This window comes from Devriesea agamarum (genome assembly GCF_900070355.1).
GTDB lineage: Bacteria > Actinomycetota > Actinomycetes > Actinomycetales > Dermabacteraceae > Devriesea > Devriesea agamarum.
On the sequence record NZ_LN849456.1, the window covers coordinates 2,595,893 to 2,610,868 of the forward strand.

At 56.3% G+C, this 14,976-nt stretch carries 12 protein-coding genes; 5 read left to right on the forward strand and 7 right to left on the reverse strand.

What is annotated here, in order from left to right; all coding sequences use genetic code 11:
- Positions 1 to 5: 5 nt before the first annotated feature.
- Positions 6 to 1,469, forward strand: a complete 1,464-nt coding sequence (locus BN1724_RS10965) for an amino acid permease (protein ID WP_058235397.1) — start codon at positions 6 to 8, stop codon at positions 1,467 to 1,469.
- A gap of 323 nt (positions 1,470 to 1,792) precedes the next feature.
- On the opposite strand, the gene BN1724_RS10970 is transcribed toward BN1724_RS10965, so the two are convergent.
- From BN1724_RS10970 to BN1724_RS10985, 4 genes are all read right to left on the reverse strand, one after another.
- Positions 1,793 to 2,104, reverse strand: a complete 312-nt coding sequence (locus tag BN1724_RS10970) for a hypothetical protein (protein WP_058235398.1) — start codon at positions 2,102 to 2,104, stop codon at positions 1,793 to 1,795.
- A 105-nt stretch (positions 2,105 to 2,209) separates the two neighbouring features.
- A complete protein-coding gene (locus tag BN1724_RS10975) occupies positions 2,210 to 2,647 on the reverse strand; it encodes a hypothetical protein (RefSeq protein WP_197671792.1) in 438 nt (145 codons plus the stop codon).
- Complete coding sequence (gene scnC, locus BN1724_RS10980; protein WP_058235399.1) at positions 2,640 to 3,365, reverse strand: thiocyanate hydrolase subunit gamma; 726 nt, start codon at positions 3,363 to 3,365, stop codon at positions 2,640 to 2,642. Before scnC ends, BN1724_RS10975 begins: the two co-directional genes overlap by 8 nt.
- 30 nt (positions 3,366 to 3,395) lie before the next feature.
- Positions 3,396 to 4,250, reverse strand: coding sequence for an SH3-like domain-containing protein (locus BN1724_RS10985; protein WP_058235400.1), 855 nt, complete (start codon positions 4,248 to 4,250; stop codon positions 3,396 to 3,398).
- An 830-nt stretch (positions 4,251 to 5,080) separates the two neighbouring features.
- Between BN1724_RS10985 and BN1724_RS10990 the strand changes: the two genes are divergently transcribed.
- A complete protein-coding gene (locus BN1724_RS10990; protein WP_084253000.1) occupies positions 5,081 to 5,884 on the forward strand; it encodes a response regulator in 804 nt (267 codons plus the stop codon).
- Here the strand turns inward: BN1724_RS10990 and BN1724_RS10995 are convergent.
- The 3 genes from BN1724_RS10995 to BN1724_RS11005 form a co-directional block, all read right to left on the reverse strand.
- Positions 5,811 to 7,169 carry a sensor histidine kinase gene (locus tag BN1724_RS10995; RefSeq protein ID WP_084253001.1) on the reverse strand — a complete coding sequence of 453 codons (1,359 nt, stop codon included), beginning with the start codon at positions 7,167 to 7,169 and terminating at the stop codon, positions 5,811 to 5,813. The two genes, BN1724_RS10990 and BN1724_RS10995, sit on opposite strands and share 74 nt — an antisense overlap.
- Before the next feature lie 148 nt (positions 7,170 to 7,317).
- Positions 7,318 to 9,939, reverse strand: a complete 2,622-nt coding sequence (locus tag BN1724_RS11000; protein ID WP_197671793.1) for a plasma-membrane proton-efflux P-type ATPase — start codon at positions 9,937 to 9,939, stop codon at positions 7,318 to 7,320.
- A gap of 1,155 nt (positions 9,940 to 11,094) precedes the next feature.
- Positions 11,095 to 11,319, reverse strand: a complete 225-nt coding sequence (locus BN1724_RS11005; RefSeq protein ID WP_058235403.1) for a hypothetical protein — start codon at positions 11,317 to 11,319, stop codon at positions 11,095 to 11,097.
- A 501-nt stretch (positions 11,320 to 11,820) separates the two neighbouring features.
- On the opposite strand from BN1724_RS11005, the gene BN1724_RS11010 reads away from it, so the two are divergent.
- The 3 genes from BN1724_RS11010 (at position 11,821) to BN1724_RS11020 (ending at position 14,975) form a co-directional block, all read left to right on the forward strand.
- Positions 11,821 to 12,252, forward strand: coding sequence for a GNAT family N-acetyltransferase (locus tag BN1724_RS11010; RefSeq protein WP_058235404.1), 432 nt, complete (start codon positions 11,821 to 11,823; stop codon positions 12,250 to 12,252).
- Between the two features lie 340 nt (positions 12,253 to 12,592).
- Complete coding sequence (locus BN1724_RS11015; RefSeq protein WP_058235405.1) at positions 12,593 to 13,900, forward strand: hypothetical protein; 1,308 nt, start codon at positions 12,593 to 12,595, stop codon at positions 13,898 to 13,900.
- A 415-nt stretch (positions 13,901 to 14,315) separates the two neighbouring features.
- A complete protein-coding gene (locus tag BN1724_RS11020) occupies positions 14,316 to 14,975 on the forward strand; it encodes a nucleotidyltransferase domain-containing protein (protein WP_058235406.1) in 660 nt (219 codons plus the stop codon).
- Position 14,976: the final 1 nt, after the last annotated feature.

Here is a 14,976-nt window from a genome sequence, read left to right on the forward strand (position 1 = left end):
GGACAATGCCCGAACCCGTCACACCGGCCGCGACATCTGACGGCGGTTTAAAGAGAACTCTGTCCAGCAGACATATGCAAATGATCGCCATTGGCGGGGCGATTGGCACGGGCTTATTCGTGGCATCTGGTGGGACTATTGCTAAGGCAGGGCCAGGGGGTGCGCTGGCCGCCTATGTCGCCATCGGTTTTATGGTGCTGTTGCTTATGCAATCTCTGGGTGAGATGGCAAGCCATATGCCGGTGTCTGGTTCGTTCCAGGTGTATGCCACCCGGTTCGTTAGCCCGTCATTCGGATTCGCAATCGGATGGAACTACTGGTTTAACTGGGCAATCACCGTGGCTGCGGAGCTTGTGGCATCCGGGATCGTAATGTCGTTTTGGCTCCCGCAGGTCCCCGGTTGGATATGGGCCGGTATTTTCCTCGTGATCTTGACGGGGATGAACGCCCTGTCGGCACGGGCCTATGGTGAAGGGGAATTCTGGTTTGCCGCAATTAAAGTGGCAACGGTCATCATTTTCATCGTGACCGGCGTGCTCATGATCGCCGGTATCCTCGGCGGTACTTCACCAGGTTTTTCAAACTGGACGACCGGTGATGCCCCGTTTCACGGCGGGTTTCTCGCCATTATCAGCGTGTTCATGATTGCAGGGTTTTCTTTCCAGGGCACCGAACTGGTCGGGGTGGCGGCTGGGGAATCAGCGAATCCGCGCCGCGATGTTCCCAAGGCTATCCACAGCGTGTTCTGGCGGATCATGCTCTTTTATGTCGGGGCCATTATCATCATTGGTTTCCTCGTCCCCTTCACAGATCCGAATCTGCTGCGCAACGATGCCTCCGACATCGCTTACTCACCCTTCACATTGGTGTTTGAGCGCGCCGGGATCGCGTTTGCTGCCGCGCTCATGAACGCGGTTATTCTCACCGCAATTTTGTCGGCTGGTAATTCCGGCCTCTACGCATCCTCCCGGATGCTTCATGCGCTCGCGCACGAAGGTCAGGCCCCCAAGATTTTTGGAAAAGTGAATCGGCGCGGTGTGCCGATGGCTGCGCTGCTGGCCACCTCAGCGGTAGGGCTTTTCGCTTTTCTGACGGCCTTAATTGGACAGGGCGCGGCATACACCTGGTTGCTCAATGTCTCGGGACTGTCCGGGTTCATTGTGTGGGTGGGAATCGCAATCTGTCACTACAGGTTCCGTCGCGCATATGTGAGACAAGGCCACGATGTACGCTCCTTGCCGTACCGTGCGCCGTGGTTTCCGCTGGGTCCGCTCGTCGCATTTGGGATGTGCGTGGTGGTGATTCTTGGGCAGAACTACGAAGCTATTTTTGACGGCCAGCTCGTCCAAGTGTTGAGTTCTTACATCGGACTGCCCGTATTTCTCGCGGTGTGGCTGATCCACTGGTTCGTCACCAAATCCAAGGTTGTGCGCCTGGAAGACATGGATGTGTCGGGGCACGAGGTGTGATGATCGCGCACGGTCGTCCCTGACTGTCACAGCCGCGGTCTAGTTGATCGATGTCAAAGATTGTTTGTTGGGCTTCGGGGTCGTGCGGGTGCTGACATGTATATTCACGACCGGCCATGAACTGATCAATTGATTGCCGAGTGAATTTGTTGGGGCTACGGGCACAGCGAGTTTCGTGGTCTGGGAGCCCTTAAACACTGAACCTCGATCAGATGCTTACAACAAAACCCCGGTGACCCGTCGCTATCAACGATGGTCACCGGGGTTGTTGAACGGCAAGCCTGCGCGTGATCCGTTCACCTGGTCGTGCGTGACAACGAGACCTAGTCTCGGAAGGCTACGAGGTGGAACGGCCGGGGGGCTGGATTGCCCTGTGGATCGTAGGTGTTGACCTGCATCACTCGGGGGCTTTCCGTCAACTTCACCGTGCAAAAACCGGGGTCGACGCTCTCCATGCCGGCAGCACCAACGATGCAAGAGAAGTTGGTCTTGACATCGCCGCCCTGCAGCGGGACTTTCCACGTAATTTCGTAAACCCCGGTGTCGATGTTCTCGCAGGACTCAATCATGAATCCGCGGCAGATAAATCCGTCGCTTGCGACGACGCAAGCGAGGCGGTCGGGTTCGACAGCCATGTGTGGTCCTTTCGTATCGGCGCCGACTCTTTCAGCGCGCTTTCGTGTGGGTGCCGACCGCGAACCTATGCTCGCGGTCGGCACCCGGGAACCGTAGGAAATGTACTAGTCGTCCAGGCGCGCCTTAACAGCCTTGAGGCGTTCTTCCAGGTCCTTTTCGTCGATGAGCCCGCGAGCGACGAGGCTATGGGCCACCGCCACGATCTGGCTCTCGGGGAAGGGAAGATCCTTGTAACGTTCCTGCAGCAAAACGTCTTCCTCGTTGCGGCGCTCTACGAAGGTGGGGGCTCCGGCGCGAGGGTTGGTGCAGGCAGCATCATCCAAAGCATCGCATAGGCCATCCATGTAGGTCTTCCACGGGGGAAGATCCTTATCGACGCCGTACTTTTCTGCGAGTGCGCCCCAGGTCTGCTCCTTGCGCGTAGACAGTTCCTCCAGGAAGGGGACCCTCTTGTCTAAGAAATGAGGGTTAACCCGTTGGCGGACGAAGTCCTTGTCTAAGTCGGTAAGGGGGGCTGCGTTTTCTTCCTTTAACTCACTCATGGTGGGCACCTCGCTTCGCCTTACGTACACGATCTGCGGTGACATTGCTGGTTACGCCCGGCTTGGGCAGTGCGACGCCGATCAGGCAGTCGCGGGTGGCGATTTCCGCCAGCTGATCTTCGCTCCAGCCTTCGGTGCCCTCAGGACGCACCGGCAGAACCATGAAGCGGTGCTTTTGGTTGGAGTCCTCGACGCGGATCTCCACATCCTCGGGCAAGTAGGTTCCGAACTCGGCGAGCACATCGCGCGGGTGACGCACGATCCGACGCCGGTAGTTCGGCGTGCGGTACCACTCAGGGGAGTTGCCGAGCAGCGGGCGGGGGTAGCAGGAGCACAGCGTGCACACGATAACGTGGTGCAGCTTCGGGGTATCTTCCAGAATATGCAATGCGGTGAAATCGCTTGGGGTGCCGAACCCGGTGGGCTGCATCCAGTCCACACCCACGGTCTTGCACGCTTCCATCGGCTTTTCCAGAGCGAATTTCTTGAAGTCCTCGTCTAGCCAGCACTTGGCGACCAGGTGCGAGGCCGGGGTGGGACCGATCTTCTCCGCAAATTCCGAGAAGGCGCGGAAGTCTTCGGCGGTGAAGATGCCTTTTTCGAGGCAGAGCTCGCGCACGGCGACCTCTAGGGCCTCAAAGTCTGACACCTCTTCCACGACGGGCGCATGGGGCCGGTGTTCGTGGATATTAGTGCCACAGATCTTATTCTCTTCCATGGTGTCTCCTTATATTGAGGGTCGATGAGGTCAGGCGGCTTTGAGCCAACGCTCGGGAATTTCCGTTTGCACGGTGTCTTTTGACGAGCCGACATAGTCGGGCCAGAGGTCTTTCATCTTGAAGCGCACGATGTAGAACCACTCGGGCTTGGGTGAACCGATGGCTTCGTAATCGAAGGCTTCATCTTCGGCGGCGGGAGACTCGTAGGCTACGGTTGCGATCTCGCCGATGGCTCCGCGAACGTATTCCTGAGTCCTGGTATAGAAGATGGCCTGCCAGTCCCGCACTATGACAGAGTCGCCGACCTTGAACTTCGCCGGATCAGCCTGACCCGCGTAGACCTGGGGGTCGCCCTTGCCCTTCGCGTGAACGTGATGTTTATTGCGAGGAATGTCCTTGCCGTCGCTGATAAAGCGAGGTTGCGGTTCAAGCAACTCACCCGGGGCGACGTTCTTAGCGCGTTCCCTCACCTCGTTAAACTTCGCCGTCAGTTCGGTCAGGGTAATCAGGTGCTTGTCAATCAGAACCCGGGGGATGCCCATCAGCCAGCGACCGTAGTACGGGAGTCCGAGGTACATAGCGCGCCCGAGATCAACATTGTGCAGGCGACGCCGCTCCTCAGAGACCCAGATTCCGCGCCAGGCTAAAACCTCGCACATAAGGTAGGTGTTGTGTTCCCAGTTCTCGTCCTGTTTTTCGATGAACTCAATGGGTGCGTCGAGTTCCCCGCCGACGTCGTGTTGGGTCTTTAAGTAAGCGGACAGACGCTCATTGCTGAGCTCGTAGGGGGCATCAGGGAGGTCCTGGAATGCCGAGCGCAGCTGGTGCACCAGTGCGAGTTTTTCTGAGCGTTCCTCGGGGGTGATGGTTGGGGATGTGGTCATGGACGGTCCCTCCTTGTGAGGTAGGTGTCGTGATTCGGTGCGGCCGTGTAACGGGTCGCTCCGAGGGTGGGGGACGCAATGTGGTTCTGCGTCCCTGCAGGGTGACTATCGACCTCCTTCATGAAGCGTCCCCTGGTCGGCGGCACGTGGGAATGTGTTCCCATCGCGGTTTTGGTCCATGTGAGGCGGTCATCCTCGAGTGGTGGGGGTGAGACGCCAACCTTGGCTACACGCTTCCGTTTCTCTTGTGTGAACACAATAGCTGCGCAACTTTGAAGATTCCTGTGAATTGGATTACCGGAAAATGGTGAGCCGGGAAGTTTCCTGAGAGGAAGGCGTTGACCTGCAAATATGTATCAAAAATCGGGGATTCTATATTTAAATATAGGTCCACCGAATATTGTGTGTTTGGACTGCATGAAAACTGGGTGCTTGTCGGTCTGAAGATTTGGTGTCTGGTTTAGTGGGGAGGTGATAGGCGAGATCGGAACCAAAGTCGGGGGGCAAGGATGGAGGCTGGAGTGTGGGTCAGGGGTGAGCACGGAGTCGAGGTGTGATGGAAATGGGTTAGGCATGGGCCGGTAGGTGAGAAGGTTCGACGAGTGAGGGGGACTCAATCAGGGAGTGGACTCGATGTGGGCCCGAATTGGGAGCTATGGGTATAGTCTCTCACATTACCCAGGGAAACTAGAGCAAACGCGCATCATTGGCGATTACGTTGACCTCATAAATAGATATGACAGTTCATGAAGTCGATAGACAGGGAATTGTCCCCGCATAAAGGTCTCCGTTGTGCGGGAGGTCGGTCAGTATGTGGAGGGATTGAGACAATGATTGATTACTTTTCGCCTGCAGATGCGTCCTCGTTGAAAGAATCCACTCGTCCAGCAAATTCCTTGGCTCCGCTAAACTTACCGTTGTCAGCAGAACCCCCGTCCGGTGAAGGCTTCGCTCGCACTCGTGGCATTCGCGATGCCTCGCCTCGGCGTCCATTGCGGGTTTTTATCGTGGATGACCATGAGATCGTTCGGCGCGGACTGGTGGGCCTTATAGCGTCTCATAACTGGTTTATCGTGGTGGGGGAGGCGGCTACTGCTGCCCAAGCCATCGCACTGGTTCCCCGCGCATGCCCCGACGTCGTCCTGATGGACTTCCGGCTCCCCGACGGATCAGGTATCGACGCCTGCCGAGCTATCCGGTCCGAACATCCGCAAATTCCTTTTGTGATACTTACGAGTTACGACGATGATAAGGCGATGTTGTCGGCGGTTATGGCGGGCGCAAGTGCTTACATTCTCAAACAGGTTCGTGGCATGGATTTACTCGCGGTGATGGAACAGGTGGCTAGGGGGGCGAACCTTTTACCCCGTGACCGCATAGACGCTATAAAAGCGAAGTTAACTCAGAGTGATCCGTTGCATGCCCCGGAACTAGCCGAGTTGACCCAACGAGAACGGGACGTGCTAGCCCTGGTCGCTGACGGTTTAACCAATCGACAGATTGCGCGGAGGCTGGACCTGGTCGAAAAGACGGTGAAAAACTACGTGACGTCGATTCTGTCTAAGTTGGGGATGAGTAGCCGGACTCAGGCTGCGGTGCTGGTGGAGCGTCTGCGCAGCCAAAACCCGGGCTAATGGGGATCTGCCAGCGCAGCAGGGTTCCCCGTTGACCATCTAAATAGGACACGGTCAGGGAACCTCCCTGGTCAGCTGCTCGAGCTTGGAGATTCGCGAGTCCGCTCATACGTTCAAGGCGATCAGGATGAAAGCCAACACCGTCATCGCGCACTTCAATCCGCACGGTGTTAGCGACGGATACCGTCACGTCAATGCGTTGAGCTCCGGCGTGGCGGGCCGCGTTCGATACCCCTTCGCGGACGACGGCGAGAATGTCTCGAGCGATGGCATCGGAGAGGGATGGATATTGTCCGCTGAGTGTCAGTGCGGGGCTAAAGCCCAGCGCTGCACCAATATCCGCGAGTAGGTTCTCCAAATCTGACCGCAGCGATAATGCGGCATGTTCATGCCGGAGCGAATATATGGTGCTGCGAATATCACGAATGGTGTCATCCAGGTCGTCGATCACATCGTCCACGCGCACGCGCATTTCCGGACGAAATGATGGTTGCATCGCATCGAGCGTAAGTCCGATGGCAAACAGACGCTGAATCGCCTGGTCGTGCAGGTCGCGTGCGATCCGGTCGCGGTCTTTGATGAGCGCTTGACGGGTACGACCGGCGGTGTGTTCGGCGAGTAGAACGTGGCTGATTAGTTCATTCAGCAGCGGTTCGGCCAGGGCGCCCAGCTGGGTTAAGCCGCGCGGACCCAGGTCTGCCGAGGTGGATTGGTTGCGATCATGAACCGGGCCGGACACAGACAAGATCCCGGTAAGAGCTGGCGTGGGATGAAAGGAGACCATCAGAACCGCGACATGCTGACCGTCGGGTAGTTTTTGCCCGGTGAACGGATGGATTGAGTCATGATGGCTCAATCCAAGCGGAACATCCAGTGCGGATGGCGCGAGTAGGTCGTTATGTTCCCATGTCCGCGGTCCTTGCGCACTGGGGGCTTGGCAGGGACGTTGACATGGCGCGACCACCTCTTGGGTGATGACGGGTTGCACTAGGTGACGGACCCGGCGTTCATCGCACCCGCGGCCTGATACGGCGAGAGCATGAAGATGGTGGGCACATCCGACGGCGAGAAATCCGTGGTCAGCACCCTCAAACATTCCGAGCGCACTGCGCAGCGCGGAGTTCAAAGCGCCTCGAATTTGCGAGCCTTGGGGAGGTGTGAGCGTTGAGACTAGCTCGTCGTACGGATTATCGATGCTCACCGAGTGCAGGCACGGGAAGTGCTGGTTGGCAGGGCACATTGGGGCGGAATGCTGGTCCGTATGGGAGTTGGATTGAGACATCATTGTTCTCCTTGGTTGTGGCCCCTGGCCTCGGTGTGGCTAGCGTTCGCTGGCTCGGGGTGACGATGATGCACTGTTTGAGGTGCGATGATGACGCGCTGGCTCCGGTCGCGATAAACGGCGACCGGAGCCAGATAAGTGATGAGTATTTTTAGGCGGGGTCGGTAATCATATGGTGGTCCATGCCGGTGCGACGTTTATGCGCCGCCGCCCAGCATTTGTTGAACAGCACCTTGCAGCAGTCCACGACCACAACTTCCACAGCGACGAACAGGAACACCCATCCGGCTGTTGACCATCCAATACCTTGCGGGAGGATAATCCCGTAGACGGCGAGCAAGGTCGCGATGGTTTGCGTGATCAGCACTGAAGCCATCAGCACCCAAGCCGGGCGAAGCTTAAATGCAAATCCTCGCTGGCGGGCCAGGAAGATCGTGAGCTGACCGGCAACCGACAGTTTCAGGTACACCATGGTCTGTAAAGCCGCCGAGTCGAGCCCAAGCACGAGCTTGCCGAAGAGGAAACAACCGAAGCTGAAGATCACACCGGTCACACCTAGGATGGCGGCTTCGGACACCACGAATTTCATATCCCAGCGATTTGGCCGGCGTCCGGGTCGGACTCGGTCGAAGGCGACAGTGATGATGGAGAAGTCATTCAATATCGCGAGCAGCACGATCATGAGAGCGGTGATTGGGTAGGTATTGAATGTCAGCACGCACAAGGTGATGAAGATGAGTACGCGGATCGTTTCGGAGATCCGGTAGATCGTATAGTTCTCCATCCGTGCGAACACTTCGCGGGCGATTTCCACAGCGTGGGTCACGACGGACAAGCCCGGTGCTGTCAGCACCAGGTCGGCAGCTGATTTAGCGGCGTCGGTCGCTCCTGAGACGGCAATGCCTGCATTGGCCTGCTTTAAGGCAGGCGCATCGTTTACGCCATCACCGGTCATGCCGACGATGGCGTCGCCGTCATTTTGCAGTGCTTGGACGATCATGAACTTATGCTCGGGGAAGACTTCACCAACCCCATCGGCGCCCTTGATGAGTTCAGCGACCTCCTGCTCAGGAATGCCTTCCAGTGCACCGGCAGGCACGATGTTGTCACCGAGTCCAACCATGCGAGCGGTCTCTTTGGCAATAGCGACCTGGTCGCCGGTAATCATCTTGACATCAATCCCCAGGGATTTCGCCGTCGCAATGGTGTCGGCGGTATCGTCTCGCGGCGGATCGAACATGGCGAGTACACCGTCAAGATGCCAACCCCTGCTGTCCGAGGTGGCGATGGCCAGCGCTCGGTAGCCGTGGGAGGCGAGTTCTTTCACTTCGGTGTTGAGGAAGTCGATTTCATTCTGGTCCGCGAGCAGGGCGGCCACTGCTTGCGGTGCCCCTTTGGTGCACTCATACCGGATCCCAGACTCGGTGTAGACCGCGTTGGTCCGCTTACTGACCGGATCAAAGGGGGTGAAGGAGTTCACGACACCGTTGGTCAAGGGAGAAGCCACAGGCCGAGCGGCAATGCGGGCGACTTTCCCCTGTGACTGTGCCTCAGCTTCGTCTGCAGCATCGGCATCTGCCTCGTGCACAGCATCTGGGTTAGACAGCAGCAGGTATTCGCGACGAATCAGATTGTCGATCGGGTCGTGTCCGGGAACCGGATCAGAGGCCACCACGGCCTGGCGCAAAACCCGTTCCTTCGTGGCATCTTTCCACGTCAACACGTCCCGCAGGCTGAGTTTGTTCTGCGTGAGGGTTCCGGTTTTATCGCTACATAGAACGGTCATGCCAGACATCTCTTCGATGGCTGACATCGTGGACACGATGGCCTTGTGTTTGGTCAGCTGCCGAGCTCCAAGCACCATCGTGATCTGAAGAACTGTCGGTAGTGCTGCGGGAATCGCAGCGACGAGTAGCACCAGCGCAAACGATACGAATCCGAGGAAGTGTTCTTGCCTGATCAGAGAGGCAAGGCCGAGCACGCAGACCAAGACAATGGCGAGAATGACCAGCGACTTGCCGACTCCCATCACACCTTTTTGGAAGTGGGAGACGTTCTTAGCTTCGGCGACGAGCTTCGCCGTTGCACCAAAGAAGGTGTGTGCCCCGGTGTTGATCACCACGCCGGTCATGGTGCCCTTTTGCACAGCGGATCCGGAAAATGCGAGGCCTCCGGGCTGCCGATCGACAGGAAGTGATTCCCCGGTCAAAGCAGCTTGGTCTAGCGAGCAGTAATCGCCCCCGATGAGCTTTAGATCAGCGGGTACTACATCGCCGAGCGTGATCTGCACGATGTCGCCGGGTACGAGGTCTCGGGCGTCTATTTCCGTGAAGGTGCCATCGCGGCGCACCATGGCGGTTTGCGATAGCTCTTTTTTCAGCTCAGCAACGGCGTCGTCAGCTTTACGTCGCTCAACAAACTCGATGGTCGCGTTGAAGACCAACAGGACGCTGATGATGATCAAATCTGACCAGTGTTGGACGATCGCCGAGAGTATCGCGGCGACTTCAATCAGCCAGGGAATTGGTCCCCAATATCCGCGTAAGTAATCGAGGAATGGAGTCTTTTTCGTGTCGTCGAGGGCGTTCGGGCCAAATTTCTCGAGCCGGGATGCGGCATCCTGAGAACTCAGGCCATCGGTGCTGGCTTCAAGCTGCGCCAGCACATCTGTTATCGAAATGTTTTCGTAATCACTCGTCGTTTTTCTCGCCTCGGGATCAAGGCCGGCGGCGCCGGTCATACCCGAGGCAGTGACGGGAGTTGTTGTCGTCATCAGTGTGGTCACCTCGATGGTGAAGATTTTCGGATGCCCGTGCGGTGGCAACGGGCGGGGCAAGTCGTGGGCGACGGCGCGGCGTCACCGAACTGCAGAGTCAAGGGCTTGAAGCGCGACCGCGTGTCAACGTGTCTGGCACGGTGCTGGTCCTTGAGCTGGATATCGAGGGGACATGTGATGCCCCGGTGGCAGGTATGCCCGGGCCAGGGCGTGTGGTCCTCGCAGCCATAGTGTGTGTCCTCAATACGTGGAGATCAGGTGCGATGTGGCAGATCCGGTGATACCGGTGCGCCGCACCCGTGTATGTCTGAGGTCGACGTTAGGAACCGATTCGGAGCGTTCATTGCGAGGGTTCTGGACACTTGCTGAGGCATCTTAGGGGTGGATCGGTTCGCGCACGGGATAATGCACCCGTTGGCCCGGGACCCTGAAACTGGGTTGTTGACCTGCGAAGACTAGGAAACTCCCGGCACCGTGTCAGACCAGACAGTTTGATCCGGGCGTCTGTGTTCGCGTGCTGAAGATCACCGTGATGTCCGGCCGACGATGGTGGGTTAGAGACCGAGGTTCGCATCGCTTTTTGCCCTTGAGGAAGATATTGGATGCTCGCCTAGCTGGCTCGTCGGGCGGGTGGATAGCTGGCCGGGTGCGTGGTTGGTTCGTTGACGCGCTGACGTTTCGCAGGGCGGACAGATCGCTTATCAGACGCGTAGGTAGGTGGCCGGGGTGGGGCGGGCGCAGTTGGTTGGACGGAGGTGCAAATACGTACTGGTCGCTTAGATCGCGCTGATTGGCTGGGATGGGGCAGATATTTCGCCAAATGTATGGATCGCTTGGCAGATACGCAGATGGGCGTCCGAGCGGTCGGTGTTGGCCTAGATGCATTAATGGTTAGCCACAGGTGCAGGACAGTCGTTTGGCAATTACATATGTGGCAACTCGTAGGCGTTCAGGGAATTAGCGCGCGCCCGGGACATCACCGACAGGTGGGTCGGGGCATAAAAGTACGTCCGTGACGTGCGATCGTGCGGCGCTTTGATCATGCAGTGCAGCTATAAGGACCTAGGCCCGAGAAGGTGTGCGCTTTCGCGGTTGCCAGCTGATGAATATCGTCCAGATCAATGCAATTGACGCTAGAGATGTAGGCAGCCATCAGATGGACACATAGAAGTCATGCACATCGAGGTCTACAGGAAAGAACAGGCAGGTCAGCAGGCCTGTTACTCCAAGAATTGTCGCGCTTGCCGTCCAGGTCAATGGCGACTTTCCCTCGCGCCCCCGACCCAACTTCACCTGAGCGATTGAGATGATCAGCGCAGTAAAGGACCCGAGTGTAAGGACGAGTGGAATCAGCTGTACAAAGTCTTTAATGAGCATGCTAGGCAACTCCTTCGCTGCAATATTCCCAATAAATTTGCACCTATCCCAAGTGTAAATTTGAGTAAGTTATGTTGGCCTAGATTTTAGCACAAGCTCTTAGCGGTGGATAGTGCCTTGGACTGTCTAATCTGTGGAGAGATTGTGAACCTTAGGTTTGGGATGAGTGAGGGAGCGAAGCGAGTTGTGTTTTCGTTTATGTTCTGGTTTCTCGCTGTCGTTTCTAGAGTTGGTTCTCTAGTGAGCCTTGCAAGAACCTGATTGGCAGAGAACTGGCGACGACAATAAAATGCTGCGCCCCGATCGAAAACGAAGGTAGGGGCGACCCGGGATGCTGGTTCGGGTTGGTAGTTCGAGGATGGGTAGGTGCAGCCAACGCCTGTGCGTTCGCCCTGATCATGAGCTCGTCATTGCGGAAGGCGGAATGAGAGTGCGCAGCGCCGTCGGGGGGCTTTGAGAACCTTAATGTGGTTGGTGCCTGCGCATAGTTAAACTAGGGGAATGGTGAAGATGCCTCAAGAGTATGCCCTGTCCAGCGGTGAATCGTGCGAGCAAGACGAACTCGTAGCCCTGTATACCTCGGTCGGGTGGACCTCCTATACGAGTGACCCGGCGCTTCTGGAGTGCGCTATAGCCGGATCCACCTATGTTGTGACTGCGCGCAAAGACGGTGAGTTGGTGGGACTGGCTCGTGTCATCAGCGATGGGGCCAGCATCGCTTACCTGCAGGATGTTTTGGTGCATCCAGAACATCGGCGGCGTGGCCTGGCGAGTGCGTTGGTGGCACAGGCATTTCTCCCCTTTGAATCCGTGCGGCAAAAAGTGCTTCTCACAGATGCTGAGCCCGGTCAGCGTGCGTTTTACGAAAGTCTCGGCTTGACTGAAATTCGAGATCTTCCCGGTGATGGGTTGCGGGCGTTCGTGCGGATGTGACTCGCAGGTCGAGGGTGGTGTTGTGACTAGCAGCGTGGGTTGGTTCGTACGAGGATGTGCCCGCCGGCGTCGGGTGACCGGCTCTTTGTGGCAGCGGCGACTTGTGGATATCGTTCGACGCCTGAAGTGGACGGATAGGTGTGCATGCTCATGAGCCGTGTGGGTTAGCCGAGCTCGCGGCTGAGGCATATCGCGGTGGTTTCGATTAGGGGATTGAGTCGTCTATATCGATCCCAATCTTGACGAATGAAGGTATGATCGCGCCGCTTGCGACATGTAGCCGAAATTTTTATATTTTGCAGCAAACCTCAACATTGTTATGCGGGAAAGGTCTGGAGTCATGGCGAAGAAAGATAAAAGTGGAGACGAAGGTTTTAGTAACGCAACACCTGACCCTGACGAACGGTGGGGTAAAGTTTTGCGCGGAATGGCTTGGTCGATGTTCATTCCGGCTATAATTGTGTCGATGATTGCGGCTCTCAGTATGCTGCAAAATGGGACGGTAGTTTTTGTTTTTCCATACATTTCCGGCCAGGAAATGCTGACGATCTTTGGATTGCTGTTTGCTGCCGCGCTTACCGTTTTTGCGGTAGCCTTTGGTGTCGGGCCTAAGCAAAAGGTGCAAAGCCCAGCGAGAGCTGATTTTCTGGGATCTCTCGGAACGTTAATTTCGGTGGCTGCCTGGGGTGCCGGTTTGGTTAGCATCATTCAGTCCTTATCTTTCGATGGGCGCCAGCTTCTTGATTTGCCAATACGTGTCAATTTTTACCGACTATTTGGCTCCCTATTTTTCTCTGTAATTACTTCATTGACGGCTTCTTGTGTCGTGGTCTTTTCTAGATTGCCACGAAAAACGTGGAATGAATACCGGGTCAAAACGGCCAATGAAATTCGCGCCATGTTGCGGGGTCTCCCGTCTGAGAAATTGTCGACGAGGGAGCTAATCCTTCAAGGATTCGCGATGTTCGGGCTACCTGTGCTGGTGACTTTTATCGTGGCTAAGGTTTGGTTTTCGCATGCAGGGGCGAGTCTATTTGCGTTCGTTTCATTTGTGTTGTGTTGTATGATATTTGTTTTTGTGGTCGTTATGACTAAATGGCATCGCATGAACCGAAAAGGTTTATACCGGACTGCGAGAGCTTGTGTGATTTTTATATCAGCTTTGATGGTGGTGCAAGTTAGTTTGTCTTTTCTTGTCGCAATGTTGCATCGAAATCTCGTTGCCAACACTGATGATCTTTTGCGGGCTGCTTTTCATTCCTTTGCTGTTGGCGTAGGTGTGGTTGCTTTTCCGTTTTTCATTGCCTGGATGCTTTCTCACCCGTACAAAAATAGTCAGAAGCCAGGTTTAATTCTTTATAAAGTTATCTGCATACAGCGGAAACGGCTCAAATTCCTAGAATGTAGCTCGAAAGAAAATGTTGGGATTCTTGAAAGAACCCGAAACTTTGTGCGGCAGAAGGCTCTGAGTGGAAAACGCTTAGGTAAGTTGTTCGGTCATTTTCAAGAGCGCGCGGATGATGCAAAAAGAGTTCGATATTTAATGGTTGGGACTGCCGGCTGTATCGCAATTATCGCAATTTCTCAAGCGTATGTGTTCATATATGTAGGGGAATTTATCCTCAAGGCGATAGGGATTGTTCACTAGGGGGAGTTGGCGAATCTAGTTACCCTTACACCTTTTCAAATCTGTCCTACCCCGCCCCTTTCCTACCGTTCGTCTTGCCGCCCGCGCACCCTCCGAATCCGACTCAATTCCCGAAAACCCGGTGACACCACCTAGTCGCCGAAGTGTGCCGTGTAGACGACATGTAGAGCATCGTCGGCTCGGTCCCATTGGAGGCCCGAACGCGCCGATATCTTAAAGAACATGAACGACGCGGCAGGCTCGTCCAATATCTAATCCTTGCCCGGCCTGTGTCACCTAAGGCCCCCTCTATGTAACTCGCCGAATCTCAAACAGGATCCTAGGTAGGGTGCCCCAAGAAGCCCGCACCCCAGCCCGACAAAATTTGTCTGACATCTCTCTATCATTTGTCGGTGATGCATGACACACTAGGTGTGTGACCTATGAGACGATCTTTCGCAGCCGCCATCGGATGCCCCGTACCCAGGGGAGCGCGTCGCACCATATCCGCGCGATTTCCGAGGTGACGCAAAGTGCTCGTCGTCATGGAGGTGAAGCCTGGCTGTGGGGAGGCTGGGCCATGGACTTCGTCGTCGGACGAGTCACCCGTGAGCATTCGGGCGTCGATTTCTTCGTTGACCATCGGTACTTAGACGCGGTGGTGGCGGATCTCGTATTTAACGGGTGGATTGTGCGCAACCCTGCACGCGCTCATATCCAAGCCCATCTGTCTCGGCGGCGGGTCGATTTATACCTCACTCCTATTGCTCACCGGGATCTACATCGACCCCACGTACCTGTGGGGCCATGGGCAGGGACTCCGTGGCCGGATACTGCGTTAACGGATGCGCACGATGTGACACTCGGGGGAGTCGGCGCCAAGTGCATCAGCGTGGACGCACAGATCGAATGCAAAGAACGTATTCCGGGATGGACGGGCCGGGCTGTGCGCGATAAAGATCTGGCAGATCTGGTTGTGCTACGCGGTCTCAGCCGAGACATGAATCGTGTGGAATACTCCGCGTCGCAAGGTGACGTGACGACGTGCCAGACCAGTGCTGCGGGTGCGGTCGTAGCGGCGGGTGAATACGCGTAAC